The following is a 14,700-nucleotide window of genomic DNA, read 5'->3' as shown; positions in this document are numbered from 1 at the left end:
GAACTTATCAGAAAAACCATTAAATGAATAACAAGCTCAACGCCATTTCTACTTTTCTCTGTGTCGCGCAGGCAGGATCCTTTTCTGCAGCCGCCCGCCAGAGCGGAATGAAACAATCTGCCGTTAGCCAGCAGATCGCCGCCCTTGAGCAGGAGCTCGGCGTGGTGTTACTGCATCGTACAACGCGCACCATGAAGCTGACCGAGCAGGGAGAACGTTACCGCCGCGACATGCAGCTGCTGCTGGACGCCATGCGGGAAGCGGAGAGGCGGCTCAATCCCGTCGACCACCAGTTTCAGGGCAGCGTGCACGTCCAGCTGCCGAGCGGCCTGGGGCAGATTGTGTTGCCCCATTTACTGACGCTGCAACGCCTGCATCCCGAACTGCATCTGATGATTTCTCTTGATGACCGGATTGCCGATCTGGTGACGGAGGGTGTGGATGTGGCGATACGGCTGAGCAGCGAGCCCCCGCAGGCGCATGCGGCTCGCGTGCTGGCGCGTATTGAAACGGCTCTGTTTGCCGCCCCCGGTTTTCCGGCGGTGGACGACGTCAGCGAACTCGCGACGCTGCCGCACGTACGGTTTAGCGGCATCCCGCCGGATGTTCCGCTCAGGCTGATTGCTGCTGAGGAAACCCTCGAGGTGAAGGTGAATACCGTTTTCCGGGCCAATACCAGCGACGCGCTGTTACAGGCGCTGGAGGCAGGCATCGGGATCGGCGGCATGCAGCGCCCGCTTGCGGCCCGCGCACTGCAGGTCGGCACGCTGGTGCCGGTATTGCCCGGCTGGCGGTTACCCGACCGCGTTCTCTATGCCGTCTACCCCGACGCGCGCTTTATTCCACAACGCGTCCGCAGCGTCGTGGGCGTGATTGAGCAATTACTGCCAGGGATCGCGACGCACGAAACCACAAAATAAACGCCTGTTACTTCGCCACCGGCAAATCCGCGTACCGCGTTGTATAAGCCGGTGACAGCATCTCGCGCTTCATTGCCCAGGCTTTCTCAATACCCTGCCCCGCAAACCAGATCTTCCCTTTGCCGGAGTGATTTACGCTGTCGATCATCTCCATCAGCGCCGCACTGTTGGCGCGCAGACGGTTATCGTCAAACAAATTAAGCTGAGCGACGCCGCTGCTGAAAAAGTCCGCCAGCATCACCCCGGCTTTCATATAGCGATACCCGTCGAGCCAGATTCGCCCCAGCGCCTCCGTGGCGGCACGGATAATATCCCGCGAGTCATTGGTGGGCGTCATCAGGGTGACAGAGGCCTGATTGCCATAATAAATTTCGTTGTCCGCATGCGGACTGGTCCGCACAAACACGCTGATAAAACGACAATACTGATGCTCGCCGCGCAGTTTCTCTGCGGCACGTTCCGCATAGGCGCAAATCGCCTGGTGCATCTCTTCGTATTGGGTTATACGGTGGCCAAACGAACGGCTACAGATAATTTGCTGCTTCGTGGGGGTGTACTCCTCCAGATCAAGACAGGGCTCCCCGCGAAGCTCGCGCGCCGTACGTTCCAGCACCACGTTAAAATGTTTGCGAATGACCCAGGAGGATGCTTCCGCCAGCTCCAGCGCCGTGGTTATTCCCATCGCGTTAAGCTTTTTCGTGATGCGCCGCCCTACACCCCACACCTCTTCAACCGGAACCTTTGCCAGCAGTTTCCGCTGCCGCTCGCGATCCGACAGATCGACCACGCCGCCAGTGCCGGACCACCGCTTCGCTGCATAGTTGGCCAGCTTTGCCAGCGTTTTCGTCGGGGCAATACCGACGCCAACGGTTAAGCCCGTATTTTTAAAGACCTGCGTGCGCATCTGGTGACCGAATGCTTCCAGCGCCAGGCAGTTACTGACCCCTGAAACGTTCACGAACGCCTCATCGATGGAGTAGATTTCTATTGCCGGGGCGAGATCGGTCAGCGTCTGCATCACCCGACTGCTGAGATCGGCATACAGCGCATAGTTTGAACTAAACACGTAAACCCGTGACGGAAAACGCTTCTCTTTGAATTTAAAATACGGCTCACCCATTTTTATGCCGAACTGCTTTGCCTCCCGCGACAGTGAAATAATGCAGCCGTCGTTATTGGAAACCACCACGATGGGCTTCCCCTCCAGATCGGGGCGGAACACCCTTTCGCAGGAGGCATAAAAGCTATTTACATCAACCAGCGCGAACATGTTTATGCGTTTTGAGGGTGTGGGTGACGACGCCGAAGATCTGCAGCTCCTCTTCGGACTGAAAGGTAATCGGCTGATAGCGAACGTTATGTGGCAGCAGCCGCAGAACCGGACGGGTCTGTAACTCCTTCACCGTAAACTCTCCGGCGACCGAGGCCACAACGATATCCCCATGCCCGGCAGTTAGCGAACGGTCGACAACCAGCAGATCGCCGTCGCCAATCCCTGCGCCAATCATGGAGTCTCCACTCACCTTGATAAAATAGGTCGCACTGGGGTGTCTCACTGCCAGCCGGTTAAGATCGAGACGATCCTCCACATAATCCTGCGCCGGACTGGGGAAACCACAGGCTACACGCTCTAAAAATAAAGGTAATTCAATGTATTGGTTTGGATGATAAGAAAAGAGAGTGTCCATAATGCCTTTCTCGCCAGATACTGTATATAAATACAGTATTACGGATTATGGCCAGGGATCAAGGTCATTTCCGGAAGCGACCCCAAACGCGTTGAAGTGTCAGAAGATTTAAAAGGCGCAAAGCCCAAAAGCACATGTCGGGCTTCGCGCCTGTGACGATCAGTCCATCAGCGTAGTCAATGTTTCCAGTGCGTCAGGCGGCAGCTCCAGTTCGCCCGCCGCGAGGTTTTGCCGCAGATGCGCCACGGAAGAGGTGCCCGGGATCAGCAGGATATTCGGGGAACGTTGCAGCAGCCATGCCAGCGCAACCTGCATTGGCGTTGCGCCCAGCGAGTCGGCGACCGCCTGCAGCCCGGAAGATTGCAGTGGCGTAAAGCCGCCTAACGGGAAGAATGGCACATACGCAATCCCCTGCTGCGCCAGCAGATCCACCAGCGCATCGTCCCCGCGGTTCACAATGTTGTACATATTCTGCACGCACACTACCGGCACCATCTTCTGCGCTTCCGCAACCTGAGTGGCCGTGACGTTGCTCAGGCCAATATGGCGCACCAGCCCCTGCTGCTGGAGCTCTGCCAGGGTGGAAAGCGGTTCAGCAATCGATCCTTCCGCCGGCCCGTGCGCGCTAAACATGATCCGCAGATTCACCACGTCCAGCACATCCAGCTGCAGATTACGCAGGTTGTCATGCACCGCCTGCGTCAGCTCCTGTGCGGAAAAGGCCGGTAGCCAGGCGCCTTTGCTGTCGCGACGGGCGCCAATTTTGGTCACAATCGTCAGATCGTCCCGGTACGGATGAAGCGCCTCGCGGATCAGCTGGTTAGTCACATGAGGGCCATAAAAATCACTGGTATCAATGTGGTTTACTCCCGCCGCCACGGCTTCACGTAACACCTCCAGCGCGGCATTTTTATCCTTCGGCGGCCCAAAGACGCCCGGCCCGGCCAGCTGCATCGCACCATAGCCCAGTCGTTTAACCGTCCGCGTTCCGAGCGCGTACGTCCCGCTTTTATCAATACTGCTCATGTTGACCTTCCTCATAAAAAATGATCCGGGTTTACAACAGGTTCCCTCACGGGCCTCTGAGTTAAGCGCGAGTTAAATTAAAGTTTAAATTCTCTACGACGATAGTATTGAAGAAACCCTGCATCTTCTCTAACGGACGACCGCTATGCTGAAAAATCTGCACGTGATTACCGGTATTATCTTTGCCCTCACCATATTCTGTCTGTTGCAAGTTGTCACGGGAGGGTTGTTCTACTCTGCCGTCAGTAACGATCGCCATAACTTCCAGAATTCCGGTGTGCTCAACGCTCAGCAGGAAAGCCTGAGCGACAGCGTGAACACGCTGGTGAAAACACGCGTCACCGTGACCCGCGTGGCGATCCGCTACCTGAAAAATCAGCGCGATCCGGCATCCCTTGCAGCGATCAATAAACTGCTCGGCACCGCAGGTGACTCGCTGGCAAAAGCCGAAGCCTATAACAAAGCGTGGCAAAAACTGCCGCAGGTTAACGGCCAGAACGCGGCATTGACCGACGAGATGCAGAAGTCCTGGAACCAGATGCACGAAGTGATGCGTTTGTCGATTGAGTATCTGCGTGCCGACAACTACCAGGCCTATGGCGATCTGGACGCGCAACAGGCGCAGGACGATATGGAAGCGGTCTATAACCGCTGGCGCGCCGAAAACAACACTCTGCTGAAAGCAGCCGCCGAAGAGAATCAGAGCAGCTTCACGCAGATGCAATGGACACTGGCGGCTATCTTGCTGGCCGTTATCGCGGTACTGGTGGTCATCTGGCAGGGTTTACAACACCTGTTGTTAAAACCACTCAACACCATTATGAACCATATTCGCGCGATTGCCGGGGGCGACCTGACGCAGGAAATCACCCTCTCTGGCCGCAATGAGATGGGCCAACTGGCCGCCGGTCTGCATGAAATGCAGCAGTCGCTGGTGACCACCGTCAGCGCCGTACGCGGCAGCACCGATTCCATCTACACCGGTGCAGGCGAAATTGCCGCAGGAAGTAACGATCTTTCCGCCCGTACCGAGCAGCAGGCAGCCTCGCTCGAAGAGACCGCCGCCAGCATGGAAGAGCTGACGGCGACGGTTAAACAGAACTCCGATAACGCCCGTCAGGCGACCCTGCTGGCGAAGAATGCTTCAGAAACAGCTGCGCGCGGCGGTCATGTGGTGGATAACGTGGTTCGCACCATGACCGAAATTGCCGACAGTTCGCAGCAAATTGCGCATATTACCGGCGTGATTGACAGTATCGCATTCCAGACCAACATTCTGGCACTTAACGCAGCGGTGGAAGCCGCCCGCGCCGGGGAACAGGGTCGCGGTTTTGCGGTGGTCGCAGGTGAAGTCCGTACGCTGGCAAGCCGCAGCGCGCAGGCGGCGAAAGAGATCAAAGGGCTTATCGAAAACTCTGTCAGCCGGGTAAATACCGGTTCTGAGCAGGTCAGCGAGGCCGGCTCCACCATGAAAGAGATTGTCGCCGCCGTCACCCGCGTGACCGATATTATGGGTGAGATTTCCTCTGCGTCTGACGAGCAGAGCCGGGGAATTGAGCAGGTAAGTCTGGCCGTTTCGCAGATGGACAGCGTGACGCAGCAAAACGCCGCGCTGGTGCAGCAATCCGCCACGGCGGCGGCGGCGCTGGAAGATCAGTCCGAACAGCTGCGTCAGGCCGTCGCCGCGTTTCGTCTGAACGGAAAAGAGAAAGCGGTCGCCCCGCGCCCGACGAATGTGAAAACGCCACAGCTGTTGCGACCGGCAACGACAAGCGCGTCTGCCGACAGCAACTGGGAAACCTTCTGAGTCACCGGCGGGCGAGTGTCTCGCCCGCTCTCATTAGCGGCTGCGCTTGGCGTGCCGCTCCCAGTTCTCCTGTTTCGCTTCATCGGATTTGCGCAGCGAGACATAGCATGCCCCGCTGCCGCCGTGATGCGGCAGCGCCTCGCAGAAAGCCTGCACTTCCCCGAACTCGGTCAACCAGCGCGCCAGATAGCTGCGCACGACATTCGCATGTGAGCTCTGCTCGCGCCCTTTCCCATGAATGATAATCAGGTTACGTAACCCGTCGCGCCCGGCCTGGCGAATAAACGAAAACAGCATCTGACGGCAGCGTTCGGCAGGCTGGCGCAGGAGATTTAAGCTGGCCTGGCGGGGGTATTTACCCGATCGCAGCTTATCGATAACGCCCTGCTGTACCCCATCGCGCCGGAACGCCAGAGGCTCGTCAAGGGGCACCAGTTCAAGAAAACCCAGCGTCAGGAAGTTATCCAGCTGTTCACTATCTACCTTCTCGCGCACCCGCGTATTGCGGCTCGGCTGCCAGTGAATATCCGGGCCGCGCTTCAGGGGCTGGACATCCTCCATGGCGTCAAGAAAATAAGATTTGTCGTCAGGGTTCATGGACATCCTCCGGCTACAACTAAGGAGGGTACTATACCTGCGCCGGGAAGAGGCCTCAATCACCGTTAACCGCCGTCGCGCGACATAAATATTAACCCGATGAATATATATAGTATTTATAAAACACGCTTTAATCTGACTTAACTTAAATTTCAGCAAACGTAAAATAAGTGATTTGTGTTAAAAATTCGTAAAATCAAATACTCAACCCTCTTCCCTTTTTCGGGAAAGGTGTTATACCTAAATATACCTGCTTCATGGATATAATACTCAGGACTGGCGAAAGGACGCACTGCTGTGTGTACTGGAGGGTCTGTCAGATGTCGGACAGACCCTGTTTTTTTTACGTTGTCTTTCTCATGCCGCGACTATTTTCGTGCTTCTCTTCGGAATTGCGTAATTAAAGATTCGGCCAGGGGTGTTTGACGGGAATCACGGCGCTGAATTAAATAATATGCCGCTTTTGGAAGCGATTCGACAACCGGCAACATCACCAGGCGATGCGCCAGCAGCGGGTCACAGCCTAGTTCCTGCGGCAGAATGCTTAAAAAATCACTTTGCGCCACCAGGCTAATACAGGAGGAGAATGTTTCGCAGACAACCCCTATTCGCGGTATTTGCGCGCGATGGCTAAATACCTCTTCCAGTTGCTTATAATAACTTCCCCGCGGCGTCGGCATTGTCCAGTTATAATGCAGCAGTTCATTAATTGAGGTTGCTTTGGTCGCCGGATGCCCTTCCCGGCAAAATACCGCAAACGACTTTTCGAAGAGTTTTTCAAACGTAAACTCGTGGTCATAAGGCCCCTGATAATAGGTGTTGATGGTGAAATCGAGCTCACCCTGGCGTAATTCATTGATCATCGACACCAGCTGCCCTTCCATAATCCGCACCTTGACCTGCGGGTGCTGCGCGTGAAAGCGGGAGATCACCGCGGGCATCAGGCTGCGTGAAACGCTGGCCCCCATCCCGATATTGATCTGCCCGGCCAGCTCACCCTGCCGCTGACGGATGTCATCCTGCGCCGCGCGCAGCTCTTCCAGAATCAACTTCGCGCGCTGGTAGAAGCCCTCCCCACATTCGGTCAACGCAACGCCCTTACTTCTGCGCACGAAAAGCTGCGCCGCCATGCCCTCCTCCAGCTCTTTGATGGATTTGGTCAGCGCCGGCTGCGAAAGATTCAGCGTCCTGCTGGCACCGCGAATGCTGCCCTGACGAGCGACTTCGACAAACGCCCGGATTTGATGAAATTTAATCTGAAATGACATAGCCCGACCGATAACCGTTGTTTATCAGAGTAAAGAAACTGTCATCTACTTTAATGGAAAGGGATGTGCGAGGGTAATTCCTGAACGGTTAAAACTGTGAAAAAACGGTTAGTGATAAGTAAAAACTATCACAGCGTGAAGCAGTTCACATATTTTAATGATGACAGGAACAGACATGGACACACTGACGCAGTACATCCAGACCCTAACCCCGCAGCTGAGCGCATGGCGTCGCGATTTTCACCAGTTTGCTGAATCCGGCTGGGTGGAGTTTCGTACCGCGGCGAAGGTCGCAGAAACCCTGGACTCGCTGGGTTATGAGCTGGCGATGGGTCGCGACGTGGTGGATGCCGAAAGCCGAATGGGCCTGCCCGATGAGGCCACCCTGGCGCGAGAATTTGCCCGCGCCCGTGCGCAGGGCGCGCCGGAGAAATGGCTGGCGCCGTTTGAGGGCGGGTTTACCGGGATTGTCGCGACCCTGAATACCGGCCGCCCGGGCCCAACCCTGGCATTTCGCGTGGACATGGATGCCCTGGATTTAAGCGAAGCACACGATCAAAGCCACCGCCCGTTCCGCGACGGGTTTGCCTCCTGCAATCCCGGGATAATGCACGCCTGCGCACACGACGGCCACACTACGATTGGTCTGGGGCTGGCGCAGGTACTTAAGCAGAATGACGCGCAGCTCAGCGGCACCCTCAAGCTGATCTTCCAGCCTGCCGAAGAAGGGACGCGCGGCGCGCGTGCCATGGTGGCCGCCGGAGCGCTGGATGACGTGGACTATTTCACCGCCATCCATATTGGCACCGGCGTGCCTGCCGGGACGGTGATCTGCGGCAGCGATAATTTTATGGCGACCACCAAATTCGACGTGAACTTTACCGGCGTGGCCGCACACGCCGGCGGTAAACCGGAGGACGGGCGTAATGCCCTGCTCGCCGCCGCGCAGGCCGCCATCGCGTTACACAGCATCGCCCCACACAGCGAAGGCGCATCCCGGGTGAACGTCGGGGTGATGCAGGCAGGCAGCGGGCGCAACGTGGTGCCCGCCAATGCCCTGATAAAGGTTGAAACGCGCGGCGAAAACGAAGCGATTAACCAGTATGTCTTTGAACGGGCGCAGGCGGTCATTACCGGCGCGGCGGCGCTCTACGGCGTTAAGGCAGAGATGCGCCTGATGGGTGCTGCCACCGCCAGCTCGCCGACACCCGCCTGGGTTGATTATCTGCGCGAACAGGCCAGCCAGGTTCCGGGGGTGGTTCACGCTATCGACAAGGTCAAAGCGCCAGCAGGCTCCGAAGATGCCACGCTGATGATGGCCCGCGTGCAGCAAAACGGCGGCATGGCGTCCTATATGGTGTTTGGCACGGAGTTGAGCGCCGGACATCACAATGAAAAATTCGACTTCGATGAGCAGGTCATGACGGTCGCCATCGAAACGCTGGCGCGGACGGCGCTCAATTTCCCGTGGACGCGAGGTGTGTAATGCAGGACAACTACGCTTTTATTGCCGATGCGATCGACACGCGATGTCGCACGTTAACTGACATCGCCGACGCGATCTGGGATCATCCTGAAACCCGCTTTGAAGAGTTCTGGTCCGCCGAACGGCTCGCCAGCGCGCTGGAAGCCGAAGGTTTCACCCTCACGCGCGAGGCGGGCGGCATTCCCAACGCCTTTATTGCCAGCTTCGGCAGCGGAAAACCGGTTATCGCCCTGCTGGGTGAATACGATGCGCTGGCCGGGTTAAGCCAGCAGGCACACTGTGCGACCCCACAATCCGCCACGCCGGGGGCTAACGGCCACGGCTGCGGGCATAACCTGCTGGGCACCGCAGCCCTTGCCGCGGCGGTCGCGGTAAAAAGCTGGCTGGAGCAGCACGGCGGCGGCGGGACAGTGCGTTTTTACGGCTGTCCCGGTGAGGAAGGCGGCTCCGGGAAAACCTTTATGGTGCGCGAAGGGCTGTTTGACGACGTCGATGCCGCCGTAACCTGGCACCCGGAGGCCTTTGCCGGGATGTTTAACGTCAGCACGCTGGCCAATATTCAGGCCGCCTGGCGTTTTAAGGGGGTGGCGGCACATGCGGCCAACTCTCCGCATCTGGGGCGCAGCGCGCTGGATGCGGTGACGCTGATGACTACCGGCACCAACTTCCTCAACGAACACATTATTGAGAAAGCGCGCGTCCATTACGCCATTACCGATACCGGCGGGATTTCGCCTAACGTGGTGCAGGCGCAGGCCGAAGTGCTGTACCTGATCCGCGCCCCGGAGATGGCCGATGCACAGCAAATCTACGAACGTATCGAAAAAATCGCCCAGGGCGCGGCGCTGATGACCGAAACCACCGTCGAGTGCCGCTTTGATAAAGCCTGCTCCAGTTACCTGCCAAACCGCACGCTTGAGGCGGCGATGTATCGCGCCCTGCAGCACTACGGCACGCCGGACTGGACGGAGGAAGAACACGCCTTTGCCCGCGAGATCCGCGCCACGCTGACGCCCAACGATCTGCAAAACAGCCTGAAAAATATTGCCGCCACGGGTGGCGAAGCGGGTAAAGCCTTTGCCCGTCGTCATCAGGCGACGCTGCTGGTGGATGAAGTCGCGCCTTATGCCGTCACCGATAACGTGCTGGCGGGTTCAACCGACGTGGGTGACGTCAGCTGGAAAATGCCGGTTGCCCAGTGCTTCAGCCCCTGCTTTACCGTCGGCACGCCGCTGCACACCTGGCAGCTGGTGGCGCAGGGACGAACCTCGATTGCTCACAAAGGGATGCTGCTGGCCGGGAAAGTGATGGGCGCAACCGCGCTGAATCTGCTGCAGGATGCAGCGCTGCTGAAAAAATGCCGTGAAGAGTTTGAACAACACAAACAAGAAAAACCGTACGTGTGTCCGATCCCACCGGGCGTGACACCGTCACCTTTAAAATAAAAAAACACAACACAACAACACAACACTCCCGAGGAACGCCCATGAGTATGTCATCCATACCTTCGCATTCCCCATCCGGTAAGCTCTATGGCTGGGTTGAAAGGATCGGCAATAAAGTGCCACACCCTTTCCTGCTTTTTATCTATCTGATTGTGATATTGATGGTTGCCACCGCCGTGCTCTCCGCCTTTGACGTTAGCGTGCGCAGCCCGGCCGACGGCAGCCTGGTGGCGGTGAAAAATCTGCTGAGCATTGAGGGGTTGCACTGGTTTTTACCCAATGTGATTAAAAACTTCAGCGGCTTCGCTCCGCTGGGTGCCATTCTGGCACTGGTGCTGGGGGCCGGGCTCGCGGAGCGCGTGGGCCTGTTACCGGCTCTGATGGTGAAAATGGCCTCTCACGTCAGCGCGCGTTACGCCAGCTACATGGTGCTGTTTATCGCCTTCTTCAGCCATATCTCTTCCGACGCCGCGCTGGTGATCATGCCGCCGATGGGGGCGCTGATCTTCCTCGCCGTCGGGCGTCACCCGGTGGCAGGACTGCTGTCGGCGATTGCCGGCGTCGGATGCGGTTTTACCGCCAATTTGCTGATTGTGACTACCGATGTTCTGCTGTCCGGCATCAGTACCGAGGCGGCGAAAACCCTCGATGCGGCCATGCACGTCAGCGTGATCGACAACTGGTACTTTATGGCAAGCTCGGTCATTGTCCTGACGATTGTCGGCGGGCTGATTACCGATAAAATCATTGAGCCGCGCCTGGGGAAATGGGAAGGCCGTAGCGATGAAAAACTGGAGACACTGAGTAAAGAACAGCGCTTCGGCCTGCGCGTGGCGGGCGTTGTCTCGCTGGCCTTTATCGCGCTGGTGGCGTTGATGGTGGTGCCGGAAAACGGGATATTGCGCGATCCCGTTAAACATACCGTCCTGCCCTCGCCGTTTATTCAGGGCATTGTGCCGTTGATTATCCTGTTTTTCTTTGTCGTATCGCTCGCCTACGGTATCGCCACTGGCAGAATCCGCCGCCAGGGCGATCTGCCGCAGCTGATGATCGAGCCGATGAAAGAGATGGCTGGCTTTATCGTGATGGTGTTCCCGCTGGCGCAGTTTGTGGCCATGTTTAACTGGAGCAACATGGGCAAGTTTATGGCCGTTGGCCTGACCGACGCGCTGGAAGCTGCCGGGCTAAGCGGCGTACCGGCGTTTGTCGGTCTGGCGCTGCTCTCGTCGCTGCTGTGCATGTTTATCGCCAGCGGCTCCGCCATCTGGTCGATTCTGGCGCCGATCTTCGTACCGATGTTTATGATGCTTGGGTTCCACCCGGCCTTCGCGCAAATCCTGTTCCGCATCGCAGACTCCTCAGTCATTCCCCTTGCGCCGGTTTCGCCATTTGTTCCGCTGTTTTTAGGCTTCCTGCAGCGCTATAAACCCGAGGCGAAACTGGGTACCTACTATTCGCTGGTTTTACCCTATCCGCTTATCTTTTTAGGGGTATGGCTGGTGATGTTAGTGGCGTGGTATCTTGTCGGCCTGCCGATTGGACCGGGGATCTACCCGAGGCTGAACTAAAGGAATGAAGATGCTGAGATTACTCGAAGATAAGATTGCGACGCCGCTTGGGCCGCTGTGGGTGATCGCCGACGAGCAGGGTTGTCTGCGCGCGGTTGAGTGGGAAGAGCACAGCGACCGCATGGAAGAACTGCTCGATATCCACTACCGCGTACAGGGGTATGAACGTATCCGCGCCACCAATCCGGGCGGACTGAGCGACAAGCTTACAGCGTACTTCGAAGGCGATCTCAGCATCATTGACAGCCTGCCAACTGCCACGGCCGGCACGCCTTTCCAGCGCGAAGTGTGGCAGGCGCTGCGGGCTATTCCCTGCGGACAGGTCATGCATTATGGGCAGCTCGCGGAGCAACTCGGTCGCGCCGGGGCCGCACGCGCAGTGGGGGCCGCGAATGGCGCTAACCCGGTCAGCATTGTGGTGCCCTGCCATCGCGTGATTGGCCGCAACGGTACCCTCACCGGCTATGCCGGCGGGGTGCAGCGAAAAGAGTGGTTACTGCGTCACGAAGGGTATCTCTTGCTGTAATTCCCAGGCTTTTTGTGCTTAATTTTCTTCCGGTTAGGCTAAAAATCCATAATCAAGCTGTGGAATTTCAAGAAGATGGCGACATGATGCCGTCTCTTGTCCTTATTGAGGGTTTGTCAGGCTTACGTACTTACCAAAAAGATGTTAAAATTGACCAATATCAATTAAGGCTTGAGCAAACCTATGATCCCGGAAAAGCGAATTATACGACGCATTCAGTCTGGCGGTTGTGCTATCCATTGCCAGGATTGCAGCATCAGCCAGCTCTGTATCCCGTTTACCCTGAATGAACACGAACTTGATCAGCTTGATAATATCATCGAGCGTAAAAAGCCGATTCAGAAAGGGCAGACGCTGTTTAAAGCCGGAGACGAACTGAAATCGCTCTATGCTATCCGTTCTGGCACCATCAAGAGCTACACCATCACCGAACAGGGTGACGAGCAGATCACCGGCTTCCATCTGGCAGGCGACCTGGTGGGCTTTGATGCCATTGGCACGGGTCACCATCCGAGCTTTGCTCAGGCCCTTGAAACCTCAATGGTTTGCGAGATCCCGTTTGAAACCCTGGACGACCTGTCCGGCAAGATGCCTAACCTGCGTCAGCAGATGATGCGTCTGATGAGCGGTGAGATCAAAGGCGATCAGGACATGATCCTGCTGCTTTCCAAAAAGAATGCAGAAGAGCGTCTGGCGGCGTTTATCTATAACCTCTCCCGCCGCTTTGCCGAGCGTGGTTTCTCTCCGCGTGAATTCCGTCTGACCATGACCCGTGGCGATATCGGTAACTACCTGGGCCTGACCGTGGAAACCATTAGCCGTCTGCTGGGCCGTTTCCAGAAAAGCGGAATGCTGGCCGTTAAAGGTAAATACATCACCATCGAAAACGGTGAAGCGCTGGCCGTTCTTGCCGGGCATGCCCGCAACGTGGCATAACGCCCCGCAGATAACCTGCCAGACCCCTAAATTTCCATGATTTATGGGTCTGGCCTGTAACACGTCCGTTCACTGACAGTTTCACCGCAGTACGTCACCACACAGTAACCTGGAAGGTTCTCGTTGAGGTTATGAATTGAGAGAAAGTTTGTTTTTCGTTTCAGTCGTGATCGCCTCAGTGACCTTTATCTTCATCTGGATCATGCTTGTCGGCCCAATGAAGGGGGAAGAAAAAACCTATGTTCAGGATTCCACGACGTTTGCGATAGTGGTGATGGTACTGCTGTTTATTGCGTTTATCGCAGTCACCGCGACGGTGCTTTTCCTCTGATAAATTTTCATGAATTATTGATCTGGCAAAACTTCCCCTCTGTTTCATTCAGGATATATAGGTTACTCTTTTAATTACAGACTGTGGTGACAGTAGTAAGGAGACCTGTATGGCAAAGTATCAAAACATGCTGGTAGCTATCGATCCGAATCAGGACGATCAGCCGGCATTACGACGTGCTGTGTATTTACATCAACGGATTGGTGGCAAAATCAAAGCGTTTTTGCCGATCTATGACTTCTCGTATGAGATGACCACCCTTCTGTCGCCTGACGAGCGCACCGCGATGCGTCAGGGCGTGATCAGCCAGCGTACCGCGTGGATCCGCGAACAGGCTAAATATTACCTGGAAGCGGGTGTGCCCATTGATATTAAAGTGGTGTGGCATAACCGGCCTTTCGAAGCCATCATCCAGGAAGTCGTTGCCGGTGGACACGACCTGCTGCTGAAGATGGCGCATCAACATGACAAGCTGGAATCCGTGATCTTCACACCAACCGACTGGCATCTGCTGCGTAAATGCCCTTGCCCGGTCTGGATGGTGAAAGACCAGCCGTGGCCTGAAGGCGGGAAAGCCGTTGTGGCAGTGAATCTCGCCAGCGAAGAGGATTATCACAATTCGCTGAACGAAAAGCTGGTCAAGGAGACCATCCAGCTGGCTGACCAGGTTAACCACACCGAAGTGCATCTGGTGGGAGCCTACCCGGTTACCCCGATCAATATCGCCATTGAGCTGCCTGAATTTGACCCGAGCGTGTACAACGACGCGATCCGTGGCCAGCACCTGCTCGCAATGAAAGCGCTGCGCCAGAAATTCAGCATTGATGAAAAAATGACCCACGTGGAGAAAGGCTTGCCTGAAGAGGTGATCCCGGATTTAGCCGAACATCTGCAGGCCGGGATTGTGGTGCTGGGCACCATTGGACGAACCGGGATCTCTGCCGCGTTCCTCGGCAATACCGCTGAACAGGTAATCGATCATCTGCGCTGTGACCTGCTGGTGATCAAGCCGGATGAGTACCAGACGCCGGTTGAGCTGGACGATCCGGAAGACGATTAACCCCTAACGCCCGGCGGCGCAGGCTTTCCGGGCCTACAAAAC

14 protein-coding genes are annotated in these 14,700 nt (G+C 56.5%); 9 read left to right on the top strand and 5 right to left on the bottom strand.

All coding sequences use genetic code 11. The features are described from left to right. Positions 1-23 precede the first annotated feature (23 nt). A complete protein-coding gene (locus GM298_RS14175) occupies positions 24-920 on the top strand; it encodes a LysR family transcriptional regulator (protein ID WP_266154308.1) in 897 nt (298 codons plus the stop codon). Positions 921-927: 7 nt separating this feature from the next. Here GM298_RS14175 and umuC read toward each other — a convergent pair whose 3' ends face one another. The 3 genes from umuC to GM298_RS14160 form a co-directional block, all read right to left on the bottom strand. Further along, complete coding sequence (gene umuC, locus GM298_RS14170; RefSeq protein WP_025758586.1) at positions 928-2,190, bottom strand: translesion error-prone DNA polymerase V subunit UmuC; 1,263 nt, start codon at positions 2,188-2,190, stop codon at positions 928-930. Further along, positions 2,174-2,608 (bottom strand): translesion error-prone DNA polymerase V autoproteolytic subunit, encoded by a 435-nt coding sequence (gene umuD, locus GM298_RS14165; protein ID WP_025758584.1) that lies wholly within the window; start codon positions 2,606-2,608, stop codon positions 2,174-2,176. Before umuD ends, umuC begins: the two co-directional genes overlap by 17 nt. Positions 2,609-2,767: 159 nt before the next feature. Further along, complete coding sequence (locus GM298_RS14160) at positions 2,768-3,634, bottom strand: aldo/keto reductase family oxidoreductase (protein WP_266154307.1); 867 nt, start codon at positions 3,632-3,634, stop codon at positions 2,768-2,770. Positions 3,635-3,779: 145 nt separating this feature from the next. Between GM298_RS14160 and tcp the strand changes: the two genes are divergently transcribed. Next, positions 3,780-5,441: a methyl-accepting chemotaxis citrate transducer gene (gene tcp / locus GM298_RS14155; RefSeq protein ID WP_025758580.1), complete on the top strand. Its 1,662-nt coding sequence runs from the start codon at positions 3,780-3,782 to the stop codon at positions 5,439-5,441. 33 nt (positions 5,442-5,474) lie between these two features. Here tcp and smrA read toward each other — a convergent pair whose 3' ends face one another. Both smrA and GM298_RS14145 read right to left on the bottom strand, forming a co-directional pair. Beyond that, positions 5,475-6,038 (bottom strand): DNA endonuclease SmrA, encoded by a 564-nt coding sequence (smrA, locus tag GM298_RS14150; protein WP_025758579.1) that lies wholly within the window; start codon positions 6,036-6,038, stop codon positions 5,475-5,477. A gap of 368 nt (positions 6,039-6,406) precedes the next feature. Then, positions 6,407-7,306 (bottom strand): LysR family transcriptional regulator, encoded by a 900-nt coding sequence (locus GM298_RS14145; RefSeq protein WP_266154306.1) that lies wholly within the window; start codon positions 7,304-7,306, stop codon positions 6,407-6,409. A gap of 175 nt (positions 7,307-7,481) precedes the next feature. Here GM298_RS14145 and GM298_RS14140 point away from each other — a divergent pair, with 175 nt between their 5' ends. The 7 genes from GM298_RS14140 (at position 7,482) to uspE (ending at position 14,658) form a co-directional block, all read left to right on the top strand. Continuing rightward, positions 7,482-8,792 (top strand): M20 family metallo-hydrolase, encoded by a 1,311-nt coding sequence (locus tag GM298_RS14140; protein WP_266154305.1) that lies wholly within the window; start codon positions 7,482-7,484, stop codon positions 8,790-8,792. Beyond that, positions 8,792-10,237 carry a M20 family metallopeptidase gene (locus GM298_RS14135; RefSeq protein ID WP_262783840.1) on the top strand — a complete coding sequence of 482 codons (1,446 nt, stop codon included), beginning with the start codon at positions 8,792-8,794 and terminating at the stop codon, positions 10,235-10,237. Before GM298_RS14140 ends, GM298_RS14135 begins: the two co-directional genes overlap by 1 nt. 41 nt (positions 10,238-10,278) lie before the next feature. Continuing rightward, the gene (abgT, locus tag GM298_RS14130; protein WP_266154304.1) at positions 10,279-11,805 is read left to right on the top strand and encodes a p-aminobenzoyl-glutamate transporter; all 1,527 of its coding nucleotides are present in this window, start codon (positions 10,279-10,281) and stop codon (positions 11,803-11,805) included. 10 nt (positions 11,806-11,815) lie between these two features. After that, a complete protein-coding gene (ogt, locus tag GM298_RS14125; protein WP_025758573.1) occupies positions 11,816-12,331 on the top strand; it encodes a methylated-DNA--[protein]-cysteine S-methyltransferase in 516 nt (171 codons plus the stop codon). 183 nt (positions 12,332-12,514) lie between these two features. Beyond that, entirely contained in the window at positions 12,515-13,267 is a 753-nt protein-coding gene (gene fnr / locus GM298_RS14120; RefSeq protein ID WP_006174991.1) for a fumarate/nitrate reduction transcriptional regulator Fnr, read from the top strand. A 148-nt stretch (positions 13,268-13,415) separates the two neighbouring features. Then, positions 13,416-13,598: a hypothetical protein gene (locus GM298_RS14115; protein WP_224752873.1), complete on the top strand. Its 183-nt coding sequence runs from the start codon at positions 13,416-13,418 to the stop codon at positions 13,596-13,598. A gap of 109 nt (positions 13,599-13,707) precedes the next feature. Then, positions 13,708-14,658, top strand: a complete 951-nt coding sequence (uspE, locus tag GM298_RS14110; RefSeq protein WP_032640084.1) for a universal stress protein UspE — start codon at positions 13,708-13,710, stop codon at positions 14,656-14,658. Positions 14,659-14,700 lie beyond the last annotated feature (42 nt).

The sequence above is a fragment of the Enterobacter sp. HSTU-ASh6 genome, assembly GCF_026319105.1.
GTDB classification, from domain to species: Bacteria; Pseudomonadota; Gammaproteobacteria; order Enterobacterales; family Enterobacteriaceae; genus Enterobacter; species Enterobacter sichuanensis.
The sequence above is the reverse complement of the archived record's forward strand: the minus strand, read 5'-3'. Positions and strand labels throughout refer to the sequence as shown.

Coding starts and splice junctions, on each gene's coding strand:
- GM298_RS14145 (WP_266154306.1), bottom strand. CDS start 7,306: ATGTCATTTCAGATTAAATTTCATCAAATCCGGGCGTTTGTCGAAGTC.
- GM298_RS14160 (WP_266154307.1), bottom strand. CDS start 3,634: ATGAGCAGTATTGATAAAAGCGGGACGTACGCGCTCGGAACGCGGACG.
- GM298_RS14140 (WP_266154305.1), top strand. CDS start 7,482: ATGGACACACTGACGCAGTACATCCAGACCCTAACCCCGCAGCTGAGC.
- GM298_RS14175 (WP_266154308.1), top strand. CDS start 24: ATGAATAACAAGCTCAACGCCATTTCTACTTTTCTCTGTGTCGCGCAG.
- fnr (WP_006174991.1), top strand. CDS start 12,515: ATGATCCCGGAAAAGCGAATTATACGACGCATTCAGTCTGGCGGTTGT.
- ogt (WP_025758573.1), top strand. CDS start 11,816: ATGCTGAGATTACTCGAAGATAAGATTGCGACGCCGCTTGGGCCGCTG.
- tcp (WP_025758580.1), top strand. CDS start 3,780: ATGCTGAAAAATCTGCACGTGATTACCGGTATTATCTTTGCCCTCACC.
- abgT (WP_266154304.1), top strand. CDS start 10,279: ATGAGTATGTCATCCATACCTTCGCATTCCCCATCCGGTAAGCTCTAT.
- uspE (WP_032640084.1), top strand. CDS start 13,708: ATGGCAAAGTATCAAAACATGCTGGTAGCTATCGATCCGAATCAGGAC.
- umuD (WP_025758584.1), bottom strand. CDS start 2,608: ATGGACACTCTCTTTTCTTATCATCCAAACCAATACATTGAATTACCT.
- GM298_RS14135 (WP_262783840.1), top strand. CDS start 8,792: ATGCAGGACAACTACGCTTTTATTGCCGATGCGATCGACACGCGATGT.
- umuC (WP_025758586.1), bottom strand. CDS start 2,190: ATGTTCGCGCTGGTTGATGTAAATAGCTTTTATGCCTCCTGCGAAAGG.
- smrA (WP_025758579.1), bottom strand. CDS start 6,038: ATGAACCCTGACGACAAATCTTATTTTCTTGACGCCATGGAGGATGTC.